Source organism: Olsenella sp. An290 (assembly GCF_002159535.1).
Lineage (GTDB): Bacteria > Actinomycetota > Coriobacteriia > Coriobacteriales > Atopobiaceae > Thermophilibacter.
This window is the reverse complement of sequence record NZ_NFIU01000016.1, coordinates 1-20,396: the sequence shown is the minus strand read 5'-3', so window position 1 is coordinate 20,396 and position 20,396 is coordinate 1. Positions and strand designations below refer to the sequence as shown.

Below are 20,396 nucleotides of genomic sequence, written 5' to 3'. Positions count from 1 at the left end.
GATCACCCCTCTTCCTTGGCGTAGGTGATGCGCGGGTCAAGGTAGGCGTAGATCACGTCGACCACCAGGTTGATGACGATGAAGATCGCGCCGATGAGCAGGACCGCGCCCTGCACCACCGGAAAGTCCGACTTGAGGATGGAGTCGACCACGTACTTGCCGATGCCCGGCCAGGCAAAGACGGTCTCGGTGAGCATGGCGCCGCCGAGCAGGCTCCCCAGCTGCAGGCCGATGACCGTGGTCACCGGCAGCATGGCGTTGCGCAGCGCATGATGGATGTCCACGCGACGCTTCTTCAGGCCCTTGGCGCGGGCTGTGCGGACGTAGTCCTCGTTGAGCGTCTCGAGCATGCTCGAGCGCGTCATGCGCGTGATGACGGCCATCGAGTACATGGAGAGAGCCACGGCCGGCAGCACGATGTGGGCCGCCGCGTCGGCAAAGGCCTCGAGGTCGCCCATGAGCAGGGTGTCCAGGAGGTAGAAGCCGGTGCCGCCCACCGGCTGCAGGAGCGGGTCGATGCGTCCGGAGCTCGGCAGCACGTGGAGGACGCCCGCAAACAGGATGATGAGCAGGACGCCCAGCCAGAAGATCGGCATGGAGACGCCCACGAGGGCCAAGATCGTGGAGAGGCCGTCGATGGGGGTGTTCTTGTGCGTTGCGGAGACGACGCCCAGCGCCACGCCAACGATGGCCGCGATCACAATGGCCACGAGCGCCAGCTCGACGGTCGCCGGAAAGCGCGAGAGCAGCTCCTCGGTCACGGGCGTGTGCGTGTAGTAGCTCTCGCCGAGGTTGCCCGTGAGCGCCCCCGTGAGGAAGGTGAAGTACTGGACGATGATGGGGTCGTTGAGGCCGTTCGCGTCACGCCAGGCCTCCATGGCCTCGGCCGTGGCGTGCTGGCCCAGCACGACGGGCGCCGGGTCGGCCGAGAAGACGCGCATGATCAGAAAGACGATGATCGAGACGCCCAGCAGCACGGGAATCGCCAGAAGAATGCGCTTGAGCACGTATTTCAGCACGTGGCCTCCTCCTCTCTCTTAGGGGTCGGGCGCGAGAAGGACCAGGTACTTCTCGCCAGACGGAGACGGGCCGGAGGGGCCGGCCCGTCTCGGGGAGTCGCTGGGGTCGGGCGGGGGGGGGCGCTAGGCGGACTTGGTGACGCCCTCCAGGTGCACGACGCCCGTGGGGTGGTAGTAGAAGCCCTGGACCTTGGGGCTGTAGCCCGCGAGGTTCTTGGCGTGGCTGATGACCATCCACGGCATCTGCTCGGCGACCATCTGCTCGCACTGCTTGTAGATCTCGTCGCGCTCGGCGCCCTCCTCGGTGGCGAGGCCCTGCTGGATGAGGGCGTTGTACTCGTCGTTGCGGAAGCGGCCCACGTTCATGGAGACGTTCTCGTCGGCAAGCAGGTTCATGAAGTTGTCCGGGTCGCCGTTGTCGCCCACCCAGCCGTAGAGGCAGACGTCGAACTTGTCGGTCTCGACCTTGGTCTGGTACGTGGTCCAGTCGTAGGAGACGATCTCCATGTCCACGCCGGCGTCGGCCAGGTAGCCCTGGATGGCCTCGGCGAGCGCCTGGCCGCCGATGGAGTTGTAGGGGCGCGGGTTGGTGTAGGCGAGCATGGTGCAGCTCGTGATGCCGAGCTCGGCAAAGGCGGCCTTGGCGGCCTCGGGGTCGTAGGCGGTCTGCTGGATGTCCTCGTCATAGGGGGCCATCCACAGCGGCATGACGGAGGTGGCCACGCCCGCGTAGTCGCCGTAGAGGCTCTTGACCATCTCCTCGACGTTCACGGCCTGGCAGAAGGCCTTGCGCGCGGCGACGTCGGTGAACTGGCCCTCGTCGTTGCGGAACGCCATGTAGTTGATGTTCATGCCGTCCTCTTCGAACAGCTCGTTGCCCGCGTCGGTGATGGTGGGCACCACGGAGGCGTCGATGCCGTCGATGATGTCGACCTCGCCGTTGTTGAGGGCGGTCACGCGGCTCGAGTTCTCGGCGATGAAGCGGAAGATGACGTTTTTGGTCTGGGGCATGCGCTCGGCGTCCCAGTAGTCCTCGTTGGCCTCGAGAACGACGTTCTCGCCCTTGGACCAGGAGACGAACTTGTAGGGGCCGGAGCCGACGGGGCTCTCGTTGGAGGTGCCGGCCTCGAAGGCGGAGGGGGCCACGACCGGGGCGGCCAGCGCCATCGCCATGTTCTTGATGAAGGGCGTGGAGGCCGCGCGCAGCGTGATGACGAGCGTGGTGTCGTCGGGGGCCTCGACGGAGGCGACGCCGGCGCCGGTGTCCTCGGCGCCAAAGACGAAGGACGCGTAGGGCATGTCCTCGGTGCGGCTGGGCTCGAGCTGGCGCTCGATGGAGGCCTTGACCGCCGCGGCGTTGCAGTCGGTGCCGTCGTGGAACTTGACGCCCTCGTGTAGCTTGAAGGTGTAGGTCAGGCCGTCCTCGGAGATGTCAGGCATGTCAGCGAGGCCGGGGACGACGTCGCAGGTCTGGGTGTCGTAGCGCAGCAGCGTGTCGTAGATGTTGCACATGATCTTGGCGGACTCGCCGTCGTCGACGTAGGCGGGATCGAGACCGCGCGGGTCGGCGCCCTGCGCAAACGTGATGGTGTCGGCGTTGCCGCCCTGACCCTCCTCGCCGGTGTCGCTCGCGCGCTTGGCGCCGGTGCAGCCGCTGAGGCCCACGACGCCGAGGACGCTCGCGGCGCCCATGGCCTCGACGAAGCGCCTCCTGGAGATTTCAAACGCCTTGGACATGTTTCCTCCCTTGTCCCGCTGGTGACAGCGCGCCGCCGGGCGGCGCGCCCTCAGATGGGGGCGATGGTACGCGCCCCGCGGCGTTGCCCCGTGCGGAATCGGCGCGGATTAACTTTACTGAGCTAAAGTGTTAATCGGCCCGAAATCGGGTAGAATGTCCCTGCGCCGCCCGCCGGCGCACGGCCGCCTCCGGCGGCGCGAACGTTGACATCCGCATGGTGGCGGTCTTCCCTTTTCCACCCGGGGGTGACTGGTTTCGACAGGGTGGGTCTGAGATGGGCAGCAGGCCGTGGTCTCCTCGCCACGTTAAACAGGGGTACCGTCAAATTGAATTGACGACAACAACTCTTTTGGGCCCCAGCTGGCTCTCGCCGCTTAATTAGATAGCGGCGCGCCAATCCGGTGATCGCTCCCGTTGCCGGTGCGGTGTCATCTGAGGGAGATGCTCGGGCGGACGTAGTCGGTATGCCGCCCGAAAAGACCGAACCGACTGGGGCGCCAAGCGCGGGCAACCGGGTGCGCGGCGTCTGAGACCCAACCGGTGGCTGAGCCTGGAGACACCTGTCAGGGACCTGCTTTGGACCGGAGTTCGATTCTCCGCACCTCCACCATGGCTGTATTGGGCGAACGCCTCGAAGCGTTCGCCCTGAGGAGGACGATCGTGATTGTCGTCCTTACGAGGCGAGGGGCCCTCCCGGGAGGGCCCCTCGCGCTTTTTGACGCCCGGCGCCCGCCCCGGCGCGCCGCCGCGGCTCTCTCGCACGCGCCCTTCTTGCCCATGTTCTTCTCGCCCGCGCGATGTGGTGTAAAGTCTGGTGCGCAAGCGGCAAGCGAGAGGGGACGGATGGAGACCAAGGGGGGCATGGCGCCCGCGCTCGTCCTTGAGGGCGGCGGGTTCAGGGGCATGTTCACGGCGGGCGTGCTCGACGTCTTGCAGGAGCGCGGCCTCACGGGGTTCTCGAGCGCGTGGGGCGTCTCTGCGGGCGCCGTCAACGCCTCGAACTTCCGCTCCCGCCAGATCGGCCGCACCATGCGCGACATGCTCGCCTTCCGGGACGACCGCCGCTTCATGTCCCTCTGGTCGTTTGCCACGACGGGCAACATGGCGGGCGCCGACTTCATGTACGACGAGGTCCAGAACCGCCTTGACCCCTGCGACGTCGAGACCTTCAACGAGAGCCCGCTGCCGCTTTGGGTCGTGGCCTCGGACGTGACCTTTGGCACGCCCGCCTACCTGCGCGTGCGGAGCTTCCCCGAGGACATTGACAAGGTGCGCGCCTCGGCCTCGCTGCCGGCCGTCTCCGAGCTTGTGGAGATCGAGGGCCACCGCTACCTTGACGGCGGCACCACGGACTCCATCCCCTTTGAGGTGGCCCTGGGCCTGCCCGGCGCTCGTGAGGTGGAGGGCCACGTCCCGGCGTCCCGCGCGCTCGTGGTCCTCACGCAGGACCGCACCTACCAGAAGCAGCCCGGCGGGGGAGAGGGCCTTGCGCTGAGGTCTCACCGCTACGACCGCTACCCCTACTACCGGCAGGCCCTCGCCACGCGCGCGGAGCGCTACAACGCCCAGCGCGAGCGGCTCTGGGAGCTCGAGCTGGAGGGCGCCTGCCTGGTGATCGCCCCGGAGGAGCCGGTTAGCGTGGGCTCCACCACGCGCGACGGCGAGGCGCTCCTCTCGCTCTACGTGGCCGCGCGCCGCCAGACCGAGGCCCGCCTCGCCGAGATTGACGCCTTCCTCTGTCCCGGTGGGGAGTAGCCCCTCTTGGGACAGGGCGGAAACGTCCCCCGAAGTGCCCAGCTGAAGCAGGAGAACACCGTGATATATGACGCTTGCCCCCATCCTGGCCGTCCCTACCAGGTCGACCTGACGCTCGCGCCGGGCGGCGTGCCCGTCCCCGCGCGCCTGGCCTTCCTCGAGGAGGGCATCATCCGCTACACCCTCGACCCCACGGGTGCGTTTGCCCCCTACGCCCGTCCCAACAGCCCCGCGCACGCGGCGCGCATCCCCGCCCAGCCGGACGAGTCCGCGCGCTACGCGCACCCCCGGCCCACCCTCGAGGCGCGCGAGGGCGCGCTTGCGATCCGGGTGGGCTTGACCGAGGTGCTGCTTGAGGGCCCCTCCGGCCTCCTCACGGTCCGTCGCCGCGGCCACGTGGCCCTGCGCGAGGCGGCGCCCGCCGAGCTGGGCCCGACCGCGTCCTCGCAGCGGCTTGCCATGGGCGCGCGCGAGCGCTTCTTCGGCGGCGGCACCCAGAACGGGCGCGCGAGCCACGAGGGTGCGGTCGTGCGCGTGGTGACCACGCCCACCAACAGCAACCAGTGGGGCGACGGCGGCGTTGCCTCGCCGAGCCCGTTCTTCTGGTCGAGCGCGGGCTACGGCATCATAAGAAACACCTTCGCCCCGGGGACCTACGACTTTGGCAGCGCGGCCGCGGCCGTGACGGCCACCCACGAGGACCCCTGCCTCGACGCGTACCTCCTGATCGCCGACGACCCGGCGGCGGGCCTTCCCCGGGTGGCGCAGAGCGTCCTTGCCGCGTACTTTGCGGTGACGGGCGCCCCCGTGCTGCTTCCCGAGTACGCCTTCTACCTGGGCCACCTCAACGCGTACAACCGCGACGCCTGGTCGGAGGAGCCCGAGCGGGGCGCCCAGGCCTGGACGGTCCTGGGGTCCGCGCCCGCGGGCGCGCCGGGCCGGGTGCGCTACGAGCTGGGGCGCCGCCGCGGCTACGTGGTGCCCGAGGGCCACGACGCCGAGTCCCTGAACGGTCCCGACGAGGTGCTGCGCGCCTCGGGCGAGAAGTACCGCGGACGGACCCCCTACGCCTACTCGGCGCGCGCCGTCATCGACGAGCACGCCGCCCACGACATGCCGCTCGGCTGGATGCTCCCCAATGACGGCTACGGCGCCGGCTACGGCCACAACGGCTACGAGATGACGGGCGGCGTGGGGCCGGACGGCGCGAGCTCGCCCGAGCGCCTCGAGGCGATTGCCACCAACGTGGAGAACCTCGCCGCCTTCACCGCCTACGCCAACGAGCGCGGCGTGGAGGCGGGCCTTTGGGCCCAGTCGCAGATCACGCCCGACCCCAGCCCCGACATCACCTGGCAGAACCTGCGCGACTTTGCCGCCGAGGTTTCTCGCGCGGGCATCACGGCCCTCAAGACCGACGAGGAGTGGGTGGGGGAGGGCTACTCCTTCGGCCTCGACGCCACCAAGCAGGGCTACGAGATCCTGGCGGCGCGGACCGGCCGGCGCCCCTTCGTGCTGACCCTGGACGGCTGGGCCGGCACCCAGCGCTTTGCCGCCGTCTGGTCCGGGGACCAGAACGGCGACGACTGGGAGTACATCCGCATGCACGTCCCCACCTACCTGGGGCAGGGGATGTCCGGCAACCCCAACGTGGCGTCGGACATGGACGGCATCTTTGGCGGCAGCGCGGTGGTGGCCACGCGCGACTTCCAGTGGAAGGCCCTCACGCCCCTCATGCTCGACATGGACGGGTGGGGGTCGCTGCCCAAGCTGCCCTACGCCAACGGCGACCCGCACACCGGCATCTGTCGGATGTACCTCAAGCTCAAGAGCCGCCTCATGCCGTATGCCTACACCTGCGCCGCCGCGGCGTCGGGCATCGAGTGGGGCAACGGCGACACGTGGCTGCCGCCCGTGCGCTCGCTTCTGCTCTCCGGCGCGCCCGACGTCCCCGCCGAGGCCGCGACCTACCAGTTCACCCTGGGCGACGCGCTGCTCGTGGCGCCCGTCTATCGCAGCGTGCGCGCGGACGGGCGCGGCAACGACGTCCGCGACGGCATCTTCTTCCCGGGAGGCGCGGACGACCTCTGGTTCGACTACCTCACGGGGGAGGCGCACCGGGGCGGCCAGACGCTCAACGGCTATGACGCGCCGCTCTGGAAGCTCCCGCTCTTCGTGCGCGCCGGCGCGATCATCCCCTGCTACGAGCCTCACAACAACCCGCTTCCCCCGGGCGAGAAGAACCCGGCCGGGCTCGACCGCACGCGCCGCGTGGTCGAGTTCTACCCGGCGCTCGGCCGTCCCGGGCGCACGGAGACCCGCTACACGCTCTTCGAGGACGACGGCCGCACGGGGGTGAGCCGCGCCCACGAGGAGCCGGGCTATGGCGTGGTGGACGAGATCGACTACGGCGGCCGGGTGCTCACGGACTTCCGGTGCGTGGTCGAGGGCGGCCGCGCGGTCCTTCTCGCCGAGCCGTCGCGCGGCTCCTACGAGGGCTACGACCCCTTCCGGCAGACGACGTTTACCGTGCGCGTGACGTCGCGCCCCGAGGGCGTGGCGGCGCGCTGCGGCGGGCGGGAGCTCCTGGTCCGCGAGGTCGCCGACCGTGCGGGGCTGCTCGCGGCCGAGCCCGCGCCGGGGGAGGTCGCCTATCTCTTCGAGGGGGCGCCCGCCGTGGAGACGTACGCGCCCGCGGAGGAGCGGGTGCTCGCCGAGATGGTGGCCGCCGCGCACGGGGCGCCGCGCGTGACCGTGCGCTTTGCTCGTGCGGACGTGAGCCGTCACGCGCAGGAGCTCACGCTCTGGGGGCTTGCCGAGGAGAACCTCGATCAGGTCTGATGCTGTTTGTGCATGATTTATGTACTGGTATGGAAGAGATACCAGTTAACGTGTTGCGATGACGTTGGGGCCCCGGGGCCGACAGGAGGCCTCCGGGGCCCAACTTGTATTTGATTGTAGATACCAATTACCAGCTCAAGGGCTATTTTTGTCCGTCTGCGGGGCCGTTTGCTACCGCTAGCGTGACTGTGGGCGACGGCGAGCGGAACTTTGCGCATAATGACTAAACCATGGGTGAATTGTCTCGGTTATAGGTATTGAACCTAATACCAGTTGTCAATTCGCTCTGAACGTATTGGGAAGGAAGGACACGAGAGAAAGGTGGGCGTATGAGTAAGCGCCATGTCCAACCCCGGAAGAACGAAAGAGGGGAGGTGTGGTCCAAGGCTCGTCGTATCGCCGGTGGCATCATGACGGCGACGCTCTTCGCGACGTCCCTGCCGGTCCAGGCGTTTGCGGCTCCCGCGAACTACCAGGGCTCCCTGAGCAGCGTCGAGAGCGTTGCGGAGGGCGACTCGGCCAACGAGGCCGTCATCAGCTTCAAGTCGGGCGATGAGACCATCGAGGGCCGCATCACGTTCCTCGAAGACGGCATCTTCCACTACGTCGTCGATCCTACGGGCGAGTTCGCGGAGTACGCGACGCCGCGCTCCAAAGATCACGTGGCCCGTATCCAGGCGCAGCCGGACGATTCCGACAAGTACTCGCACCCTGCCGTGACGGTTGAGGACGCCGGCGAGGCGTACACCATCACCTCGGGCGACACCACGATCTCCCTGGACAAGGACACGGCCCTCATGACCGTGACCGATGGCGATGACGTGGTCATGGAGGAGACCTCGCCGCTGAGCTTCAACGGCAACTCCACCGTGCAGTCGCTCGACAAGGGCGAGGCCGAGAACTTCTTCGGCGGCGGCACCCAGAACGGCCGCTTCATTCACACCGGTAGCACCATCGCCATCTCCAACACCAACAACTGGGTCGACGGTGGCGTTGCCTCCCCGAACCCGTTCTACTGGTCGAGCGATGGCTACGGCGTCCTGCGCAACACCTTTGCCGAGGGCTCCTATAACTTCGGCAGCGAGCAGGACTACGTGAGCGCTACGCACAGCGACAACAAGTACGACGCGTACATCTTCACGTCCGACGCCGAGGGCATCTCCTCCACGGCCCAGGACCTGCTTCAGGACTACTACAAGGTGACGGGCGACCCGGCACTGCTCCCGGATTACGCCTTCTACCTTGGCCACTACAACGCCTATAACCGCGACTCCTGGTCCGACGAGGCGCTGAGCGGCTATAACGACTGGCCCATCTACGGCCACTCCGCCTCGGGCGGCACGCCTGACTCCGTCACGTATGAGAAGGGCGGCACGGGCGCTGCGGCGAGCGCGGGCGAGACCGTCGAGACCCTGAACGGCTACGGCCCCACGGTCTCCACCGAGAAGGTCCCCGAGGGCGTCAAGTACGACGTCAAGTTCTCCGCTCGCGGCAAGCTTGACCAGTACCAGGACTATGACATGCCGCTGGGCTACTTCCTGCCCAACGACGGCTACGGTTGCGGCTATGGCCAGAACGGCTACAACATGACCGGCGGCGTCAACCCCGACGGCACGAGCTCCCAGGAGCGCCTCGATGCCATCGCGGCCAACGTCCAGAACCTCAGGGAGTTCGCTGACTACGCTGACGAGCGTGGTGTCGCCACGGGCCTCTGGACCCAGTCCAACCTCGAGCCCGACTCCAACGCCAACACGCTCTGGCAGACGCTCCGCGACTTTGACGCAGAGGTCTCCGAGGGTGGCGTCACCATGCTCAAGACGGACGTTGCGTGGGTCGGCCCGGGCTACTCCTTCGGCCTCAACGGCACGAAGACCGCCTATGACATCGTGACCACTGAGGCCGGCGAGCGTCCGCTCATCGTCTCCCTCGACGGTTGGGCGGGCTCCCAGCGCTTCGCGGGCATCTGGACCGGCGACCAGACGGGCGGTAACTGGGAGTACATCCGCTTCCAGATTCCGACCTTCATCGGCCAGGGCCTTGCGGGCAACCCCAACATGGGCTCCGACATGGACGGCATCTTCGGTGGTCACTCCGTCGTCGCCACGCGCGACTACCAGTGGAAGACCTTCGTTCCGCTGATGCTCGACATGGACGGCTGGGGCTCCTACGCCAAGATGCCCTACACCTACGGCGATCCCTACACGGGCATCAACCGCATGTACCTCAAGCTGAAGTCTCAGCTCATGCCGTACATCTACACCACCGCCGCGTCCGCGTCCAACATCGACACGGGCAACGGTGACACCGGCATGCCGTTCGTGCGCGCGATCATGCTCTCCGATGACTCCGCGTACGCCGCGAGCACGAGCACCCAGTACGAGTTCACCATGGGCGAGGACTTCCTCGTGGCGCCCATCTACCAGAACACCGACGGCGATTCCGCCAACGGCGGCCTGGGCGATGGCAACGACGTCCGCGACAACATCTATCTCCCGGGCGGCTCGGACACCATCTGGATCGACTACTGGACGGGCGAGCAGTACCGCGGTGGTCAGGTCCTCAACAACTTCGACGCTCCGGTCTGGAAGCTCCCGGTGTTCGTGAAGGCCAACGCCATCATCCCGATGTACGAGGCCAACAACAACCCCGAGCCGATTACCGACACCAACCCCGAGGGCACCGATCGCACCAAGCGTATCGTCGAGTTCTTCGCGGTTGACGGCGAGAACGAGTACACCCTCTTCGAGGACACGGGCTCCTACATCGAGAACAACATCGACAACTCCGATCCCGAGTACGGTGCCGAGGACAACATCAGCTACGGCAGCAACGTCTCCACGACGTTCACCTCCTCGGTCGAGGGCGACACGGCCACCTTTACGGCCAACGCATCCGAGGGCACCTACGACGGCTATGACTCCAACCGCACCACCACCTTTGTGGTGAACGTGTCCGCGGAGCCGAAGAGCGTCGTTGCCAAGAACGGCGACCAGGAGCTCGCGCAGACGAAGGTTGACTCCAAGGAGGCCTTCGACGCCGCGACGCCCGAGGCTGGCCGGGCCATCTACTTCTACGATGAGTCCCCCAACCTCAACTCCAACGCCTACTCTGACGACGAGGCCATCAAGGGCGAGGCTTTCAGCAGCACCGAGATCACCACGACCCCGAAGCTGTACGTGAAGTTCGCCAAGACCGACGTCAACAGCGCTGCCCAGACGCTGACCGTCAACGGCTTCGCCAACGAGGGCAACCTGCCGAGCGACGCTCCCAACCCGAACCTGTCCGCGCCGGCCAACCTCGCGGCTCCCGAGGACCAGATGACCCCGACGAGCATCACGCTCACCTGGGATGAGGTCGAGGGCGCCGAGAGCTACGAGCTCCTCGTGGACGGCACGCTCTTCAACGTGGGCGATGCGACCGAGTACACGCACACCGACCTCACGTACAACAGCACGCACACCTACAAGGTCCGTGCGCGCAACGCCGAGGGCTACTCTGACTGGAGCGACGAGCTCAGCGCTACGTCCCTCGAGGACCCGTGGCGCAACGTGCCCGCGCCCGTGAGCGTGTCCTATGACGGTGGCGAGGACTGGGGCGCGATCGACAACGCGTTCGACCACGACCTCAACACCATGTTCCACTCCTCCAACGGCGTGGAAGAGGGCATGCCGATGACCATTGACTATGGCCAGGCATACGCGCTCGACAAGTTTGTCTACACCCCGCGCCAGGACAACGGCGGCAACGGCAGCGTCATCTCCATGAAGGTCGAGACGAGCCTTGACGGCGTCAACTGGGTCACCCAGCAGGAGAGCTCCAAGTGGGCCACCGGCAACAACGCCGAGGGCCTTGCCTCCAAGACGGTCGAGCTGACCGGCTATGCTCGCTACCTGCGCCTCACCCCGATTGACACCAACAGCGGGCACTTCTCTGCCGGTGAGCTCGCGCTCTACAAGACCGACGGTTCGCTGGCCTTTGAGGTTGGCTCGCTCCCGAGCTCTCCCACCACGGTGGGCACCGAGGACGTCCAGCACCTTGAGGGCAACGCCCTTGGTCGTGAGAACCGCGCTCCCTACGCCGACGAGTTCCAGACGCACGTGGGCAGCAAGGCCTTCGACATCAACAACAACGGTGTCTACGACGTGTACGACATGTCCTTCACCCTTTCCAAGGTGAACGGCGGCACGACCAAGACCGGTGCGGTTGACGGCAGCCTTGCGGTCATCCCGAGCGCCTCTGCGGTCAAGACCGGCGATGTCATCACGGTTGACCTGTACGCGAGCGACGTTGCCAACGCAAACGCCCTCGGCGCGGTCATCCACTTTGACAGCAGCATGTTCGAGCTGGTCGGCGACAGCATCACCACGAGCCCCTACCTTGCGGGCATGAACGATGAGACCACTTCGACCACGACCTTTGACGATGGCATCCAGACGGTGAACATCGCCCTTGCCAACGAGGCCGACAAGGACCTCTACAACGGCACGGCGGTCGTTGCCTCCTTCCAGCTGAAGGCTGTTGCTGACGGTGCGGTGGAGCTTCCCTCCACGGGTTGGCTCGTTGGCCCTGCGTGCGACGCCAAGGTCTTCGAGTCCGACGGCACCGCTCCGGAGTTCCCCGAGCCGCCGGCCTCCCAGTCTGGCGAGTATGGCCAGGATGCGTTCTCCAGCATCACCATGACGAACGACATTCTTACGGCCGATGACGGCACCAACGTCGGGAAGATCGTCCAGCAGGGGAACTATGACGGTCTCTTCAACGGCGACGAGTCTAGCAACGACTTCGAGCTCAAGTGGGACGTCTCGTCCAACTGGACCGAGGACGGGTTCCTTCCCGACTACGTGAAGCTTCCCACCACCATGACGTTCACCTTCGCCGAGCCGTCCGTTCTTGACAACGTCGAGGTTGTCAACCGTAACGGCAGCAACGGCACCGTGACGAGCATGGATGCGGTCATCACCTTTGAGGGCGGCGAGACGCAGGAGTTCTCCTTCGCCGAGCAGCAGGACGTCTTCACGCTGACCGTCGACGAGGCTCACAAGGGCCAGAAGGTGACCTCGGTTGCCCTCACCCCGAAGACCTCGCTCGGCACCGCGAGCACGAACCCCAATGAGACCGACACGGCCAACCGCATGCTCACGCTGCGTGAGGTCAACTTCAACTACAAGACCGCCGACGTTACCGTTGACAGCATCGAGCTGGGTGAGAACGCCACGTCCATCTATGCTGGTGAGCTTACCCGCGTTGATGCCAAGGCGGTTACCGCTGACGACGCGTATCCGTACGTGACCGTTGAGAGCTCCGACTCCGCTGTCGCGAGCGTCGTGTCCAACACGGACGCCGACGGCAACGTGGTCTGGTACGTCCGTGGCAACAAGCCTGGCACCGTTACCATCACGGTGAAGTCCGCGCTCGATCCGAGCGTGACGGCTGAGTACCAGCTGACCGTCGAGGAGGGCGTTGACACCTCCGAGCTCGTTTCCGCGATCCAGGAGGCCGGTGCTTACGATAAGGCCGCCTATACGGCGGACAGCTATCAGGCCCTCGCTGATGCGGTTGCGGCCGGCCAGGCGCTCATCGCCTCCGATGACTACACGGCCAACGACGTGGCCACCGCCGCAGTGGCCATCCGCGACGCCATCGATGCTCTTGTGATGCGTCCGGTCGACGAGGCCACGCTCATCAACACCGAGGACAAGAAGGATGCCGTCACGGTTGTTGGCGCGTCCAGCGAGGTCACGGTCGAAGAGGGCGAGGACGGCGAGAAGGAGAACCTTCTCGACTACGACGAGTCCAGCTACTGGCACTCTGACTACATGCACGATGTCTACATGCCGCAGTGGGTCATCTTTGACCTTGGTGGCACCTACGACCTGACCGACGTCACGTTCCTGCCGCGTCAGAACGGCACCAACGGCGACATCTTCGAGGTCGAGATCGTCACCGCCATGAGCGCTGAGGACCTCCAGGCGTACGCTGACAACGGCTACGCTCCCACCGAGGGCTCCTCTGCCGTCAGCCTGGGTACGTTCACGTATGACAACAACGGTAAGACCCTGATTGACCGTACCGAGTGGCACCAGGCCGCCTTTGCGGGGCAGGCCGCGCAGTACGTGATGTTCAAGGTCAACCACGCTGGCGGCCCTGCTCAGGACCAGTACTGCAGCGCCTCCGAGGTGCGCTTCTACGGCACCAAGCACGAGGACCCGGTCACCGTTGACAAGGCCGCGCTCCAGCAGCTTGTTGACACGATCGAGGCCGCCGACCTCAAGGCCGAGGATTACACCGAGGCCACCTGGACTCCGTTCCAGAACGCCCTCGTCGACGCCAAGGCCGTCCTTGAGGACGACGCCGCCACGCAGGACGACGTCAACGCCAAGCTCGCCGCTCTCCAGACCGCCTACGACGGCCTGAAGAAGACGGAGATCCCGCCCGTGGAGAAGCCCGACAAGACCAAGCTCCAGGAGCTGGTCGACCAGGTGAAGGACACCGACCTCTCCGCCTACACGCAGGAGACGGCCGAGCGCTTCACGGCCGCCCTCTCCGGCGCGCAGCAGGTCCTCGCCAACGACGAGGCCACCGAGGCCCAGATCTCTGCCGCCTACGACGAGCTCAAGGCCGCCTACGACGGTCTTGCCGAGCCCGAGCCCTCCGAGCCGGACACCTCCGAGCTCGAGGCCGCCATCGACGCGGTCGAGATCCTCAACGGCGATGACTACACCGCCGAGTCCTGGGCCGCCCTCCAGGATGCCCTGGCCAAGGCCAAGGCTGCCCTGACCTCCGGCGACCAGGCCCAGATCGACGCCGCGCTCGCCGCGCTCGAGGCCGCGCAGGCCGCGCTCGACCCGGCCGACCCGGAGCAGCCCGTCGTCAACAAGTACGCCCTCGCCAAGGCTATCGCCGAGGCCGAGGCGGTCGACACGACCGGCAAGACCGAGGAGTCCGTGGCCGCGCTCGCAAGCGCGCTCGAGGCCGCCAAGACCGTTGCCGCCGATCCCGAGGCCACCCAGGCCGAGGTTGACGCCGCCGCCCAGGCGCTCGTCGAGGCCATCGAGGGCCTTGAGGACGTCACGGAGGAGCCCGGCGACGACCAGAAGCCTGGCGGTGACGACCAGAAGCCTGGCGACGACCAGAAGCCTGGCGACACCACCAAGCCCGGCGACGACACGCAGAAGCCGAGCGGCAGCAAGCCGTCCACCGGCGGAAGCACCGTCCCGGAGACGGGCGACGCCGCCCTCGCCGTCGCGCCGATCGCGCTCGCTGGTGCGGCACTTGCCGCCGCGGGCCTGGTCGCGCGCCGCAGGGAGCGTGAGTAGCCCAAGGGTCCCCTAGGGGATCAGGGGAGGGGCGGCACCTTCGGGTGCCGCCCCTTTTTTCGCGGGGCGCGGTTGCGGGCGCGCGGTTTTCTCGTCCCGCACTAGTTTTGGAGGCGGAATAACATACACAAATCGCCCGTTTGGGCCGGTTTTTTCAGGTTCGAGGCAAGATTTGTATGCTATCTGGGCGGCTGCTCTGCGGGCAGTTGCTCTCTGGCGGGATGCAGCGCATGCCGGGCACGCGGGCCCGCGTCCGGCTGCCAGAGATTGCGTCGGGTGCGCGTCGGCCACGCGTGCCCAGCGCGCACTCGCCGTCGTTTTTATCCGTTCGGACTGATAATTTGTCCACTGCGCGCTGCCCGGCGCGCACTCGGCGCAATTCCTGTCGGCTGAGCAAGGGTCGCCCGCCCGCACGGGGGTTACCCGCCCGCGCAAGGGCCGCCCGGCTGTGCAGGCCCCGGCGCCCAGCCTCAAGCCCCGCGCCCAGCTACGTGAACGCCTTGTGGACGCAAAATTCACCGGTCCCAAGCTGGCCCGATGCTGTATACTCTTACAGCTTTTCCACAGAGCCCCGTAATCTCTGACAAAAGCACGATGGTTCGTCCAGGGGCCATCATCGCATGTAGGTACGTAGGAGGAGTCAAGTGAAGAAGTCGACTCAGTTCGCCAAGGCCGGCGAAGTCGAGCGCAAGTGGGTGCTCATCGACGCTGAGGGCGCCACGCTCGGCCGTCTTGCCACTACGGCTGCCATGATTCTTCGTGGCAAGAACAAGCCGCAGTTCACCCCCAACGCCGACACCGGTGACTTCGTTGTCGTCATCAACGCCGACAAGGTCGTCCTGACGGGCGTCAAGGCCGATCACAAGCAGTACTGGCGCCACTCCGGCTACCTCGGAGGCATCAAGTTCGAGAGCTTCCGCGAGGCTATGGAGAAGCACCCCGAGCGCGTCGTCGAGCACGCCGTCAAGGGCATGCTCCCCAAGACCACCCTCGGCCGCAAGCAGGGCACCAAGCTCAAGGTCTACGCTGGCCCCGAGCACCCGCACACGGCCCAGAACCCCGTCAAGATTGATTGGAGGGCCTAACGATGGCTGAGAACACCGTTGTCTACACCGGCACCGGCCGCCGCAAGGAGGCCGTCGCCCGCGTCCGTCTGGTTCCCGGCACCGGCAAGGTCGTCGTGAACGGCCGCGAGGCCTCCCAGTACTTTGGCCGTCAGCAGCTCGTTGACAACGCCTGCGCCCCGCTGCGCGTGACCGAGACCGCCGAGCGCTTCGACGTCCTCGCCAAGTGCGACGGCGGCGGCATCACCGGCCAGGCCGGCGCGCTGCGCCTCGGCATCGCCCGCGCCCTCCTGGACGCCGGCGAGTACCGTGACGACCTCAAGAAGGCCGGCTACCTCACCCGCGACTCCCGCGCGGTCGAGCGCAAGAAGTACGGCCTCAAGAAGGCCCGCAAGCGCCCGCAGTTCTCCAAGCGCTAAGCGCACCTTCGCATATGCGCCTTCTGGCCCGTCGAGCCTGGCTCGGCGGGCCTTTTCCGTCGGCGCTCGCCCGCGCGGGCCTTGCGGCCCCGTCCGCTCGCGCGGGCCTCGCGCCCACCCGTCGCGCCCCGTCCCGTACGCAATCTGTCGAGTTTGCCCGTGGCCCGGGGAGGGGCCCATTCTGTGAGAGAATGGGGACGTCTTTTTCTCCAGACTGCGGGAGGGTTGCGCATGAAGTACTTTGGCACCGACGGCTTCCGCGGTGAGGCCAACAACGGCCTGACCGTCGAGCACGCCTTCAAGATTGGCCGCTACGTGGGCTGGTACTACGGCGCCCGCCAGGAGCGCAAGGCGCGCGTGGTGGTGGGCAAGGACACCCGCCGCTCGAGCTACATGTTCGAGAGCGCGCTCGTGGCAGGCCTCGTTGCCTCTGGCGCCGACGCCTACATGCTGCACGTCATTCCCACGCCGGGCGTGGCCTACGAGACCGTGGACGGGCGCTTTGACTGCGGCATCATGATCTCCGCCTCCCACAACCCCTACACCGACAACGGCATCAAGCTCGTGAACGGCGAGGGCTACAAGATGGACGAGGACGTCCTCGAGCTCATCGAGGCCTATATCGACGGCGAGTCCGAGGTGCCGCTCGCCACGGGTGACGCCATCGGCTGCACCGTTGACTACATGCAGGGGCGCAACCGTTACATCGCGCACCTCATCGCGAGCGCGAACTTCTCCCTCCAGGGCGTGAAGGTGGGCCTGGACTGCGCCAACGGCTCGGCGTCCTCCGTGGCCAAGCCGGTCTTTGACGCCCTGGGCGCCGACGTCCGCGTGATCAACAACAGCCCGGACGGCTTCAACATCAACGTGGACTGCGGCTCTACCCACATCGACCGGCTGCGTCGTCACGTGGTCGAGCAGGGGCTCGACGTGGGCTTTGCCTACGACGGTGACGCCGACCGCTGCCTTGCCGTGGACGAGCGCGGCAACGTGGTGGACGGCGACCTCATCCTCTACGTCTGCGGCGTCTACCTCAACAAGCACGGCCGCCTCTCCGCCGGCACCGTGGTGCCTACGGTCATGAGCAACTACGGCCTCTTCAAGGCCTTTGACGAGGCCTCGCTCTCCTACGAGACCACCGCGGTGGGCGACAAGAACGTCTACGCGTGCATGCGTGAGAACGGCTACAGCCTGGGCGGCGAGCAGTCCGGTCACATCATCTTCGGTGACATCGAGTGCACGGGCGACGGCATCATGACGTCCCTGCGCGTGATGGAGGTCCTGCGCGCCGAGCGCGAGACGCTCTCCCAGCTCTGCGCGCCCGTGAAGCTCTTCCCGCAGGAGCTCGTGAACGTGCGCGTGAAGGACAAGGATGCCGCCATGGGTGACGAGACCGTGCTCGCGGCCGTCAGGCGCGCCGAGGAGTTCCTCTCGGGCCAGGGCCGCGTGCTCGTGCGCGCCTCCGGCACCGAGCCGCTCGTGCGCGTGCTCGCCGAGGCCCCGACCGAGGAGCTCTGCCGCGAGGCCAACGAGATCGTCCTTGCCGCGCTGGAGCCGCACAAGGCCTAGGCCGGCAAAAAGGCTCTGCCATCAGCTGCGGGCGCCCTCTTGGGCGCCCGCTTGCGCATGGGCCCGCCCCCGCCCGACGGAGCGGGGCGGGCCTCGTGGTTTAACCGTCTGGTTTCCCCCGGGACGTACCGGCACTGCTACAATCGTGACGCAGCTCAAACACACCCACCCGAGGAGGCTCGCATGTGCGGGATTGTTGGCTATACCGGGAGAGAGCAGGCCGTCGGATACCTGCTGGACGGCCTTGCCACCCTCGAGTACCGCGGCTACGACTCGGCCGGCGTCGAGGTGGTGGGTGCCGACGGGGCCCTTCACGGCGTGAAGTGCGCCGGCCGCGTCTCCGTCCTGCGCGAGCGCTGCGAGACCGCCAACCTCGTGGGCACCACGGGGATCGCCCACACCCGCTGGGCCACGCACGGCGCCCCCACGGACAAGAACTCCCACCCGCACCGCGACTGCACGGGCCGCATCGCCATCGTGCACAACGGCATCATCGAGAACTTCCGCGAGCTGCGCAGCTACCTGCAGCGCATCGGGCACACCCTCGTCTCCGAGACCGACTCCGAGGTGATCGCCCACCTCATCGAGGACGCCTGGTCGGGCCCCTGCAAGGGCGACCTCGTGACCGCGGTGCGGCACGCGTGCCGTCGGCTGCGCGGCTCCTGGGCCATCGCCGTCGTGTGCGCCGACGCGCCCGGCCAGATCGTCTGCGCGCGCAACGGGTCCCCGCTCGTGGTGGCCCCCACGCCCGACGGCGCCTACGCCGCCTCCGACGTGACGCCGCTCGCGGGCGTGACCTCCGACGTCATCCAGCTCGAGAACGGCCAGGTCGCCCGCCTCGACGCGTCGGGCTCGGTCGCCGTCTTTGACGAGGAGGGGCTTCCCGTCGAGGCGCCCTCCATGGTGAGGATCGACTGGGACGCCTCCGCGGCGACGCTCGGCGGCTACGCCGACTTCATGGCCAAGGAGATCGCCGAGCAGCCCGAGGCCATCGAGCGCCTCCTTGACAAGCGCCTGGGCGAGAAGGGCGTTCTTCTCGACGAGCTCTCCCTGAGCGAGCGGGAGCTCGCCTCGATCGACCTGGTCTACCTCATCGCCTGCGGCACGTCCTATCACGTGGGGCTCATTGCCCGCACGCTCATCCAGACCTGGGCCAAGGTGCCCGTCGTCTGCGACTTTGCGTCCGAGTTCAACTACGAGCAGGACGTGCTCGTGACGCCGCACACCCTCTGCGTGATCATCACGCAGTCGGGCGAGACGGCGGACACCCTCACGGCCGCACGCCGCATGAGGGGGATGGGCTGCAAGGTCTTTGCCGTGACCAACGTGCTCGGCTCGACGGCCGCGCGCGAGGCCGACGGCGTGCTCTACGTCCAGGCGGGCCCAGAGGTCTGCGTGGCCTCCACCAAGGCCTACACCGCGCAGATGGTGGCGAGCGCCCTTCTGGCCCTGCGCCTGGCGCAGGCCAAGGGCAGGATGACCCGCCCCGAGGTGGAGCGCCACTACCGCGACCTCTGCACCCTCCCCGGCCTCATCCGCGAGGTCATCTCGCGCTCCTGGCAGGACAAGCGCGCCGCCGCGGTGTTCCGGCGCGCGCACTCGGCGCTCTTCCTGGGCCGTGGCGTCAACGCCACCACGGCCTCCGAGGGTGCCCTCAAGCTCAAGGAGATCAGCTACCTCCACGCCGAGGCCTACCCGGCCGGCGAGATGAAGCACGGACCCATCGCCCTTCTGGAGCCGGGGTTCCCGGTCGTGGCCATTGTCCCGGCCGACCGCGTGCACGACAAGACGGTCTCCAACATCCAGGAGGTCATTGCCCGCGGTGCCGTCTGCGTGGCGGTGGCGACGGACGGCGACGAGTCCGTGGCCTCGCTCGTCGAGCACGTGCTGTGGATTCCGCCGGTGCCCGACGAGCTGCTCGTGCCCATCGTGGCCGTGGTGCACCTCCAGATCCTTGCCCGCTACGTGGCGCGCACGCGCGGCTGCGACGTCGACAAGCCGCGCAACCTCGCCAAGTCGGTCACGGTGGAGTAGCCATGCCGGCAGCTGGCATTGGCGTCGACATGCTCGAGATCTCGCGCATGGAGCAGGTGATCGAGCGCAGGCCCTCCTTCCTGCGGCGCGTCTTCACCGAGGAGGAGCGCGCGTACTGCGACCGCAGCGCGCGCCCGGCCGAGCACTACGCGGCGCGCTTTGCGGCGCGCGAGGCGGTGCTCAAGGCGCTTGGGACCGGCTTTGCGCAGGGGATCGGGCTCAAGGACGTCTCGGTGACGCGCGACCCGTCCACGGGCCGGCCGCGCGCGCTGCTCGCGGGCCGTGCGGCCCAGATCGCGCAGGAGCAGGGCGTCCGAGAGATCGCGCTCTCCATCTCCCACACGCGCGACGTGGCCGTGGCCAACGCCCTGGCGGTGACCGACGACGTCCGTCCCGCCCCTCCCTCGCGCGACGAGGCGGCCCGCGCGCTCGCGACCTCCTTCAAGGAGGCCCGCGCGGTCCTCGACGAGCTCGAGCGCGTGCAGGAGGAGGCGCTGGGGCACCTGGGCGGCGGGTCCGACCGGACGCCCGCGGCCGACGTGGCCGTGGCCAACGCCCTGGCGGTGACCGACGACGTCCGTCCCGCCCCTCCCTCGCGCGACGAGGCGGCCCGCGCGCTCGCGACCTCCTTCAAGGAGGCCCGC

At 67.4% G+C, this 20,396-nt stretch carries 10 protein-coding genes and 1 other RNA gene; 9 read left to right on the top strand and 2 right to left on the bottom strand.

Features of this window, described 5'->3' with window-relative positions:
• Positions 1-2 precede the first annotated feature (2 nt).
• Both B5F84_RS08075 and B5F84_RS08070 read right to left on the bottom strand, forming a co-directional pair.
• Positions 3-1,019 carry an ABC transporter permease gene (locus B5F84_RS08075; protein ID WP_087322604.1) on the bottom strand — a complete coding sequence of 339 codons (1,017 nt, stop codon included), beginning with the start codon at positions 1,017-1,019 and terminating at the stop codon, positions 3-5.
• A gap of 123 nt (positions 1,020-1,142) precedes the next feature.
• Positions 1,143-2,756 carry an ABC transporter substrate-binding protein gene (locus B5F84_RS08070; RefSeq protein WP_087322601.1) on the bottom strand — a complete coding sequence of 538 codons (1,614 nt, stop codon included), beginning with the start codon at positions 2,754-2,756 and terminating at the stop codon, positions 1,143-1,145.
• Positions 2,757-2,998: 242 nt separating this feature from the next.
• Between B5F84_RS08070 and ssrA the strand changes: the two genes are divergently transcribed.
• The 9 genes from ssrA to acpS all read left to right on the top strand — a co-directional run.
• Positions 2,999-3,367, top strand: a transfer-messenger RNA (tmRNA) gene (ssrA, locus tag B5F84_RS08065).
• 233 nt (positions 3,368-3,600) lie between these two features.
• A complete protein-coding gene (locus B5F84_RS08060; protein ID WP_204205540.1) occupies positions 3,601-4,512 on the top strand; it encodes a patatin family protein in 912 nt (303 codons plus the stop codon).
• A gap of 60 nt (positions 4,513-4,572) precedes the next feature.
• Complete coding sequence (locus B5F84_RS08055; protein ID WP_087322597.1) at positions 4,573-7,350, top strand: TIM-barrel domain-containing protein; 2,778 nt, start codon at positions 4,573-4,575, stop codon at positions 7,348-7,350.
• A gap of 329 nt (positions 7,351-7,679) precedes the next feature.
• Positions 7,680-14,666: a discoidin domain-containing protein gene (locus tag B5F84_RS08050; protein ID WP_087322592.1), complete on the top strand. Its 6,987-nt coding sequence runs from the start codon at positions 7,680-7,682 to the stop codon at positions 14,664-14,666.
• Positions 14,667-15,310: 644 nt separating this feature from the next.
• On the top strand, positions 15,311-15,751 hold the full coding sequence (gene rplM, locus B5F84_RS08045) for a 50S ribosomal protein L13 (protein ID WP_087322590.1): 441 nt from the start codon (positions 15,311-15,313) through the stop codon (positions 15,749-15,751).
• A gap of 2 nt (positions 15,752-15,753) precedes the next feature.
• Positions 15,754-16,149 (top strand): 30S ribosomal protein S9, encoded by a 396-nt coding sequence (gene rpsI, locus B5F84_RS08040; protein WP_087322587.1) that lies wholly within the window; start codon positions 15,754-15,756, stop codon positions 16,147-16,149.
• Between the two features lie 231 nt (positions 16,150-16,380).
• Positions 16,381-17,718 carry a phosphoglucosamine mutase gene (gene glmM / locus B5F84_RS08035; protein WP_087322585.1) on the top strand — a complete coding sequence of 446 codons (1,338 nt, stop codon included), beginning with the start codon at positions 16,381-16,383 and terminating at the stop codon, positions 17,716-17,718.
• 183 nt (positions 17,719-17,901) lie between these two features.
• Positions 17,902-19,752: a glutamine--fructose-6-phosphate transaminase (isomerizing) gene (glmS, locus tag B5F84_RS08030; protein WP_087322583.1), complete on the top strand. Its 1,851-nt coding sequence runs from the start codon at positions 17,902-17,904 to the stop codon at positions 19,750-19,752.
• 2 nt (positions 19,753-19,754) lie between these two features.
• The coding region (acpS, locus tag B5F84_RS08025; protein ID WP_143786077.1) for a holo-ACP synthase at positions 19,755-20,396 on the top strand (642 nt) is incomplete at its 3' end.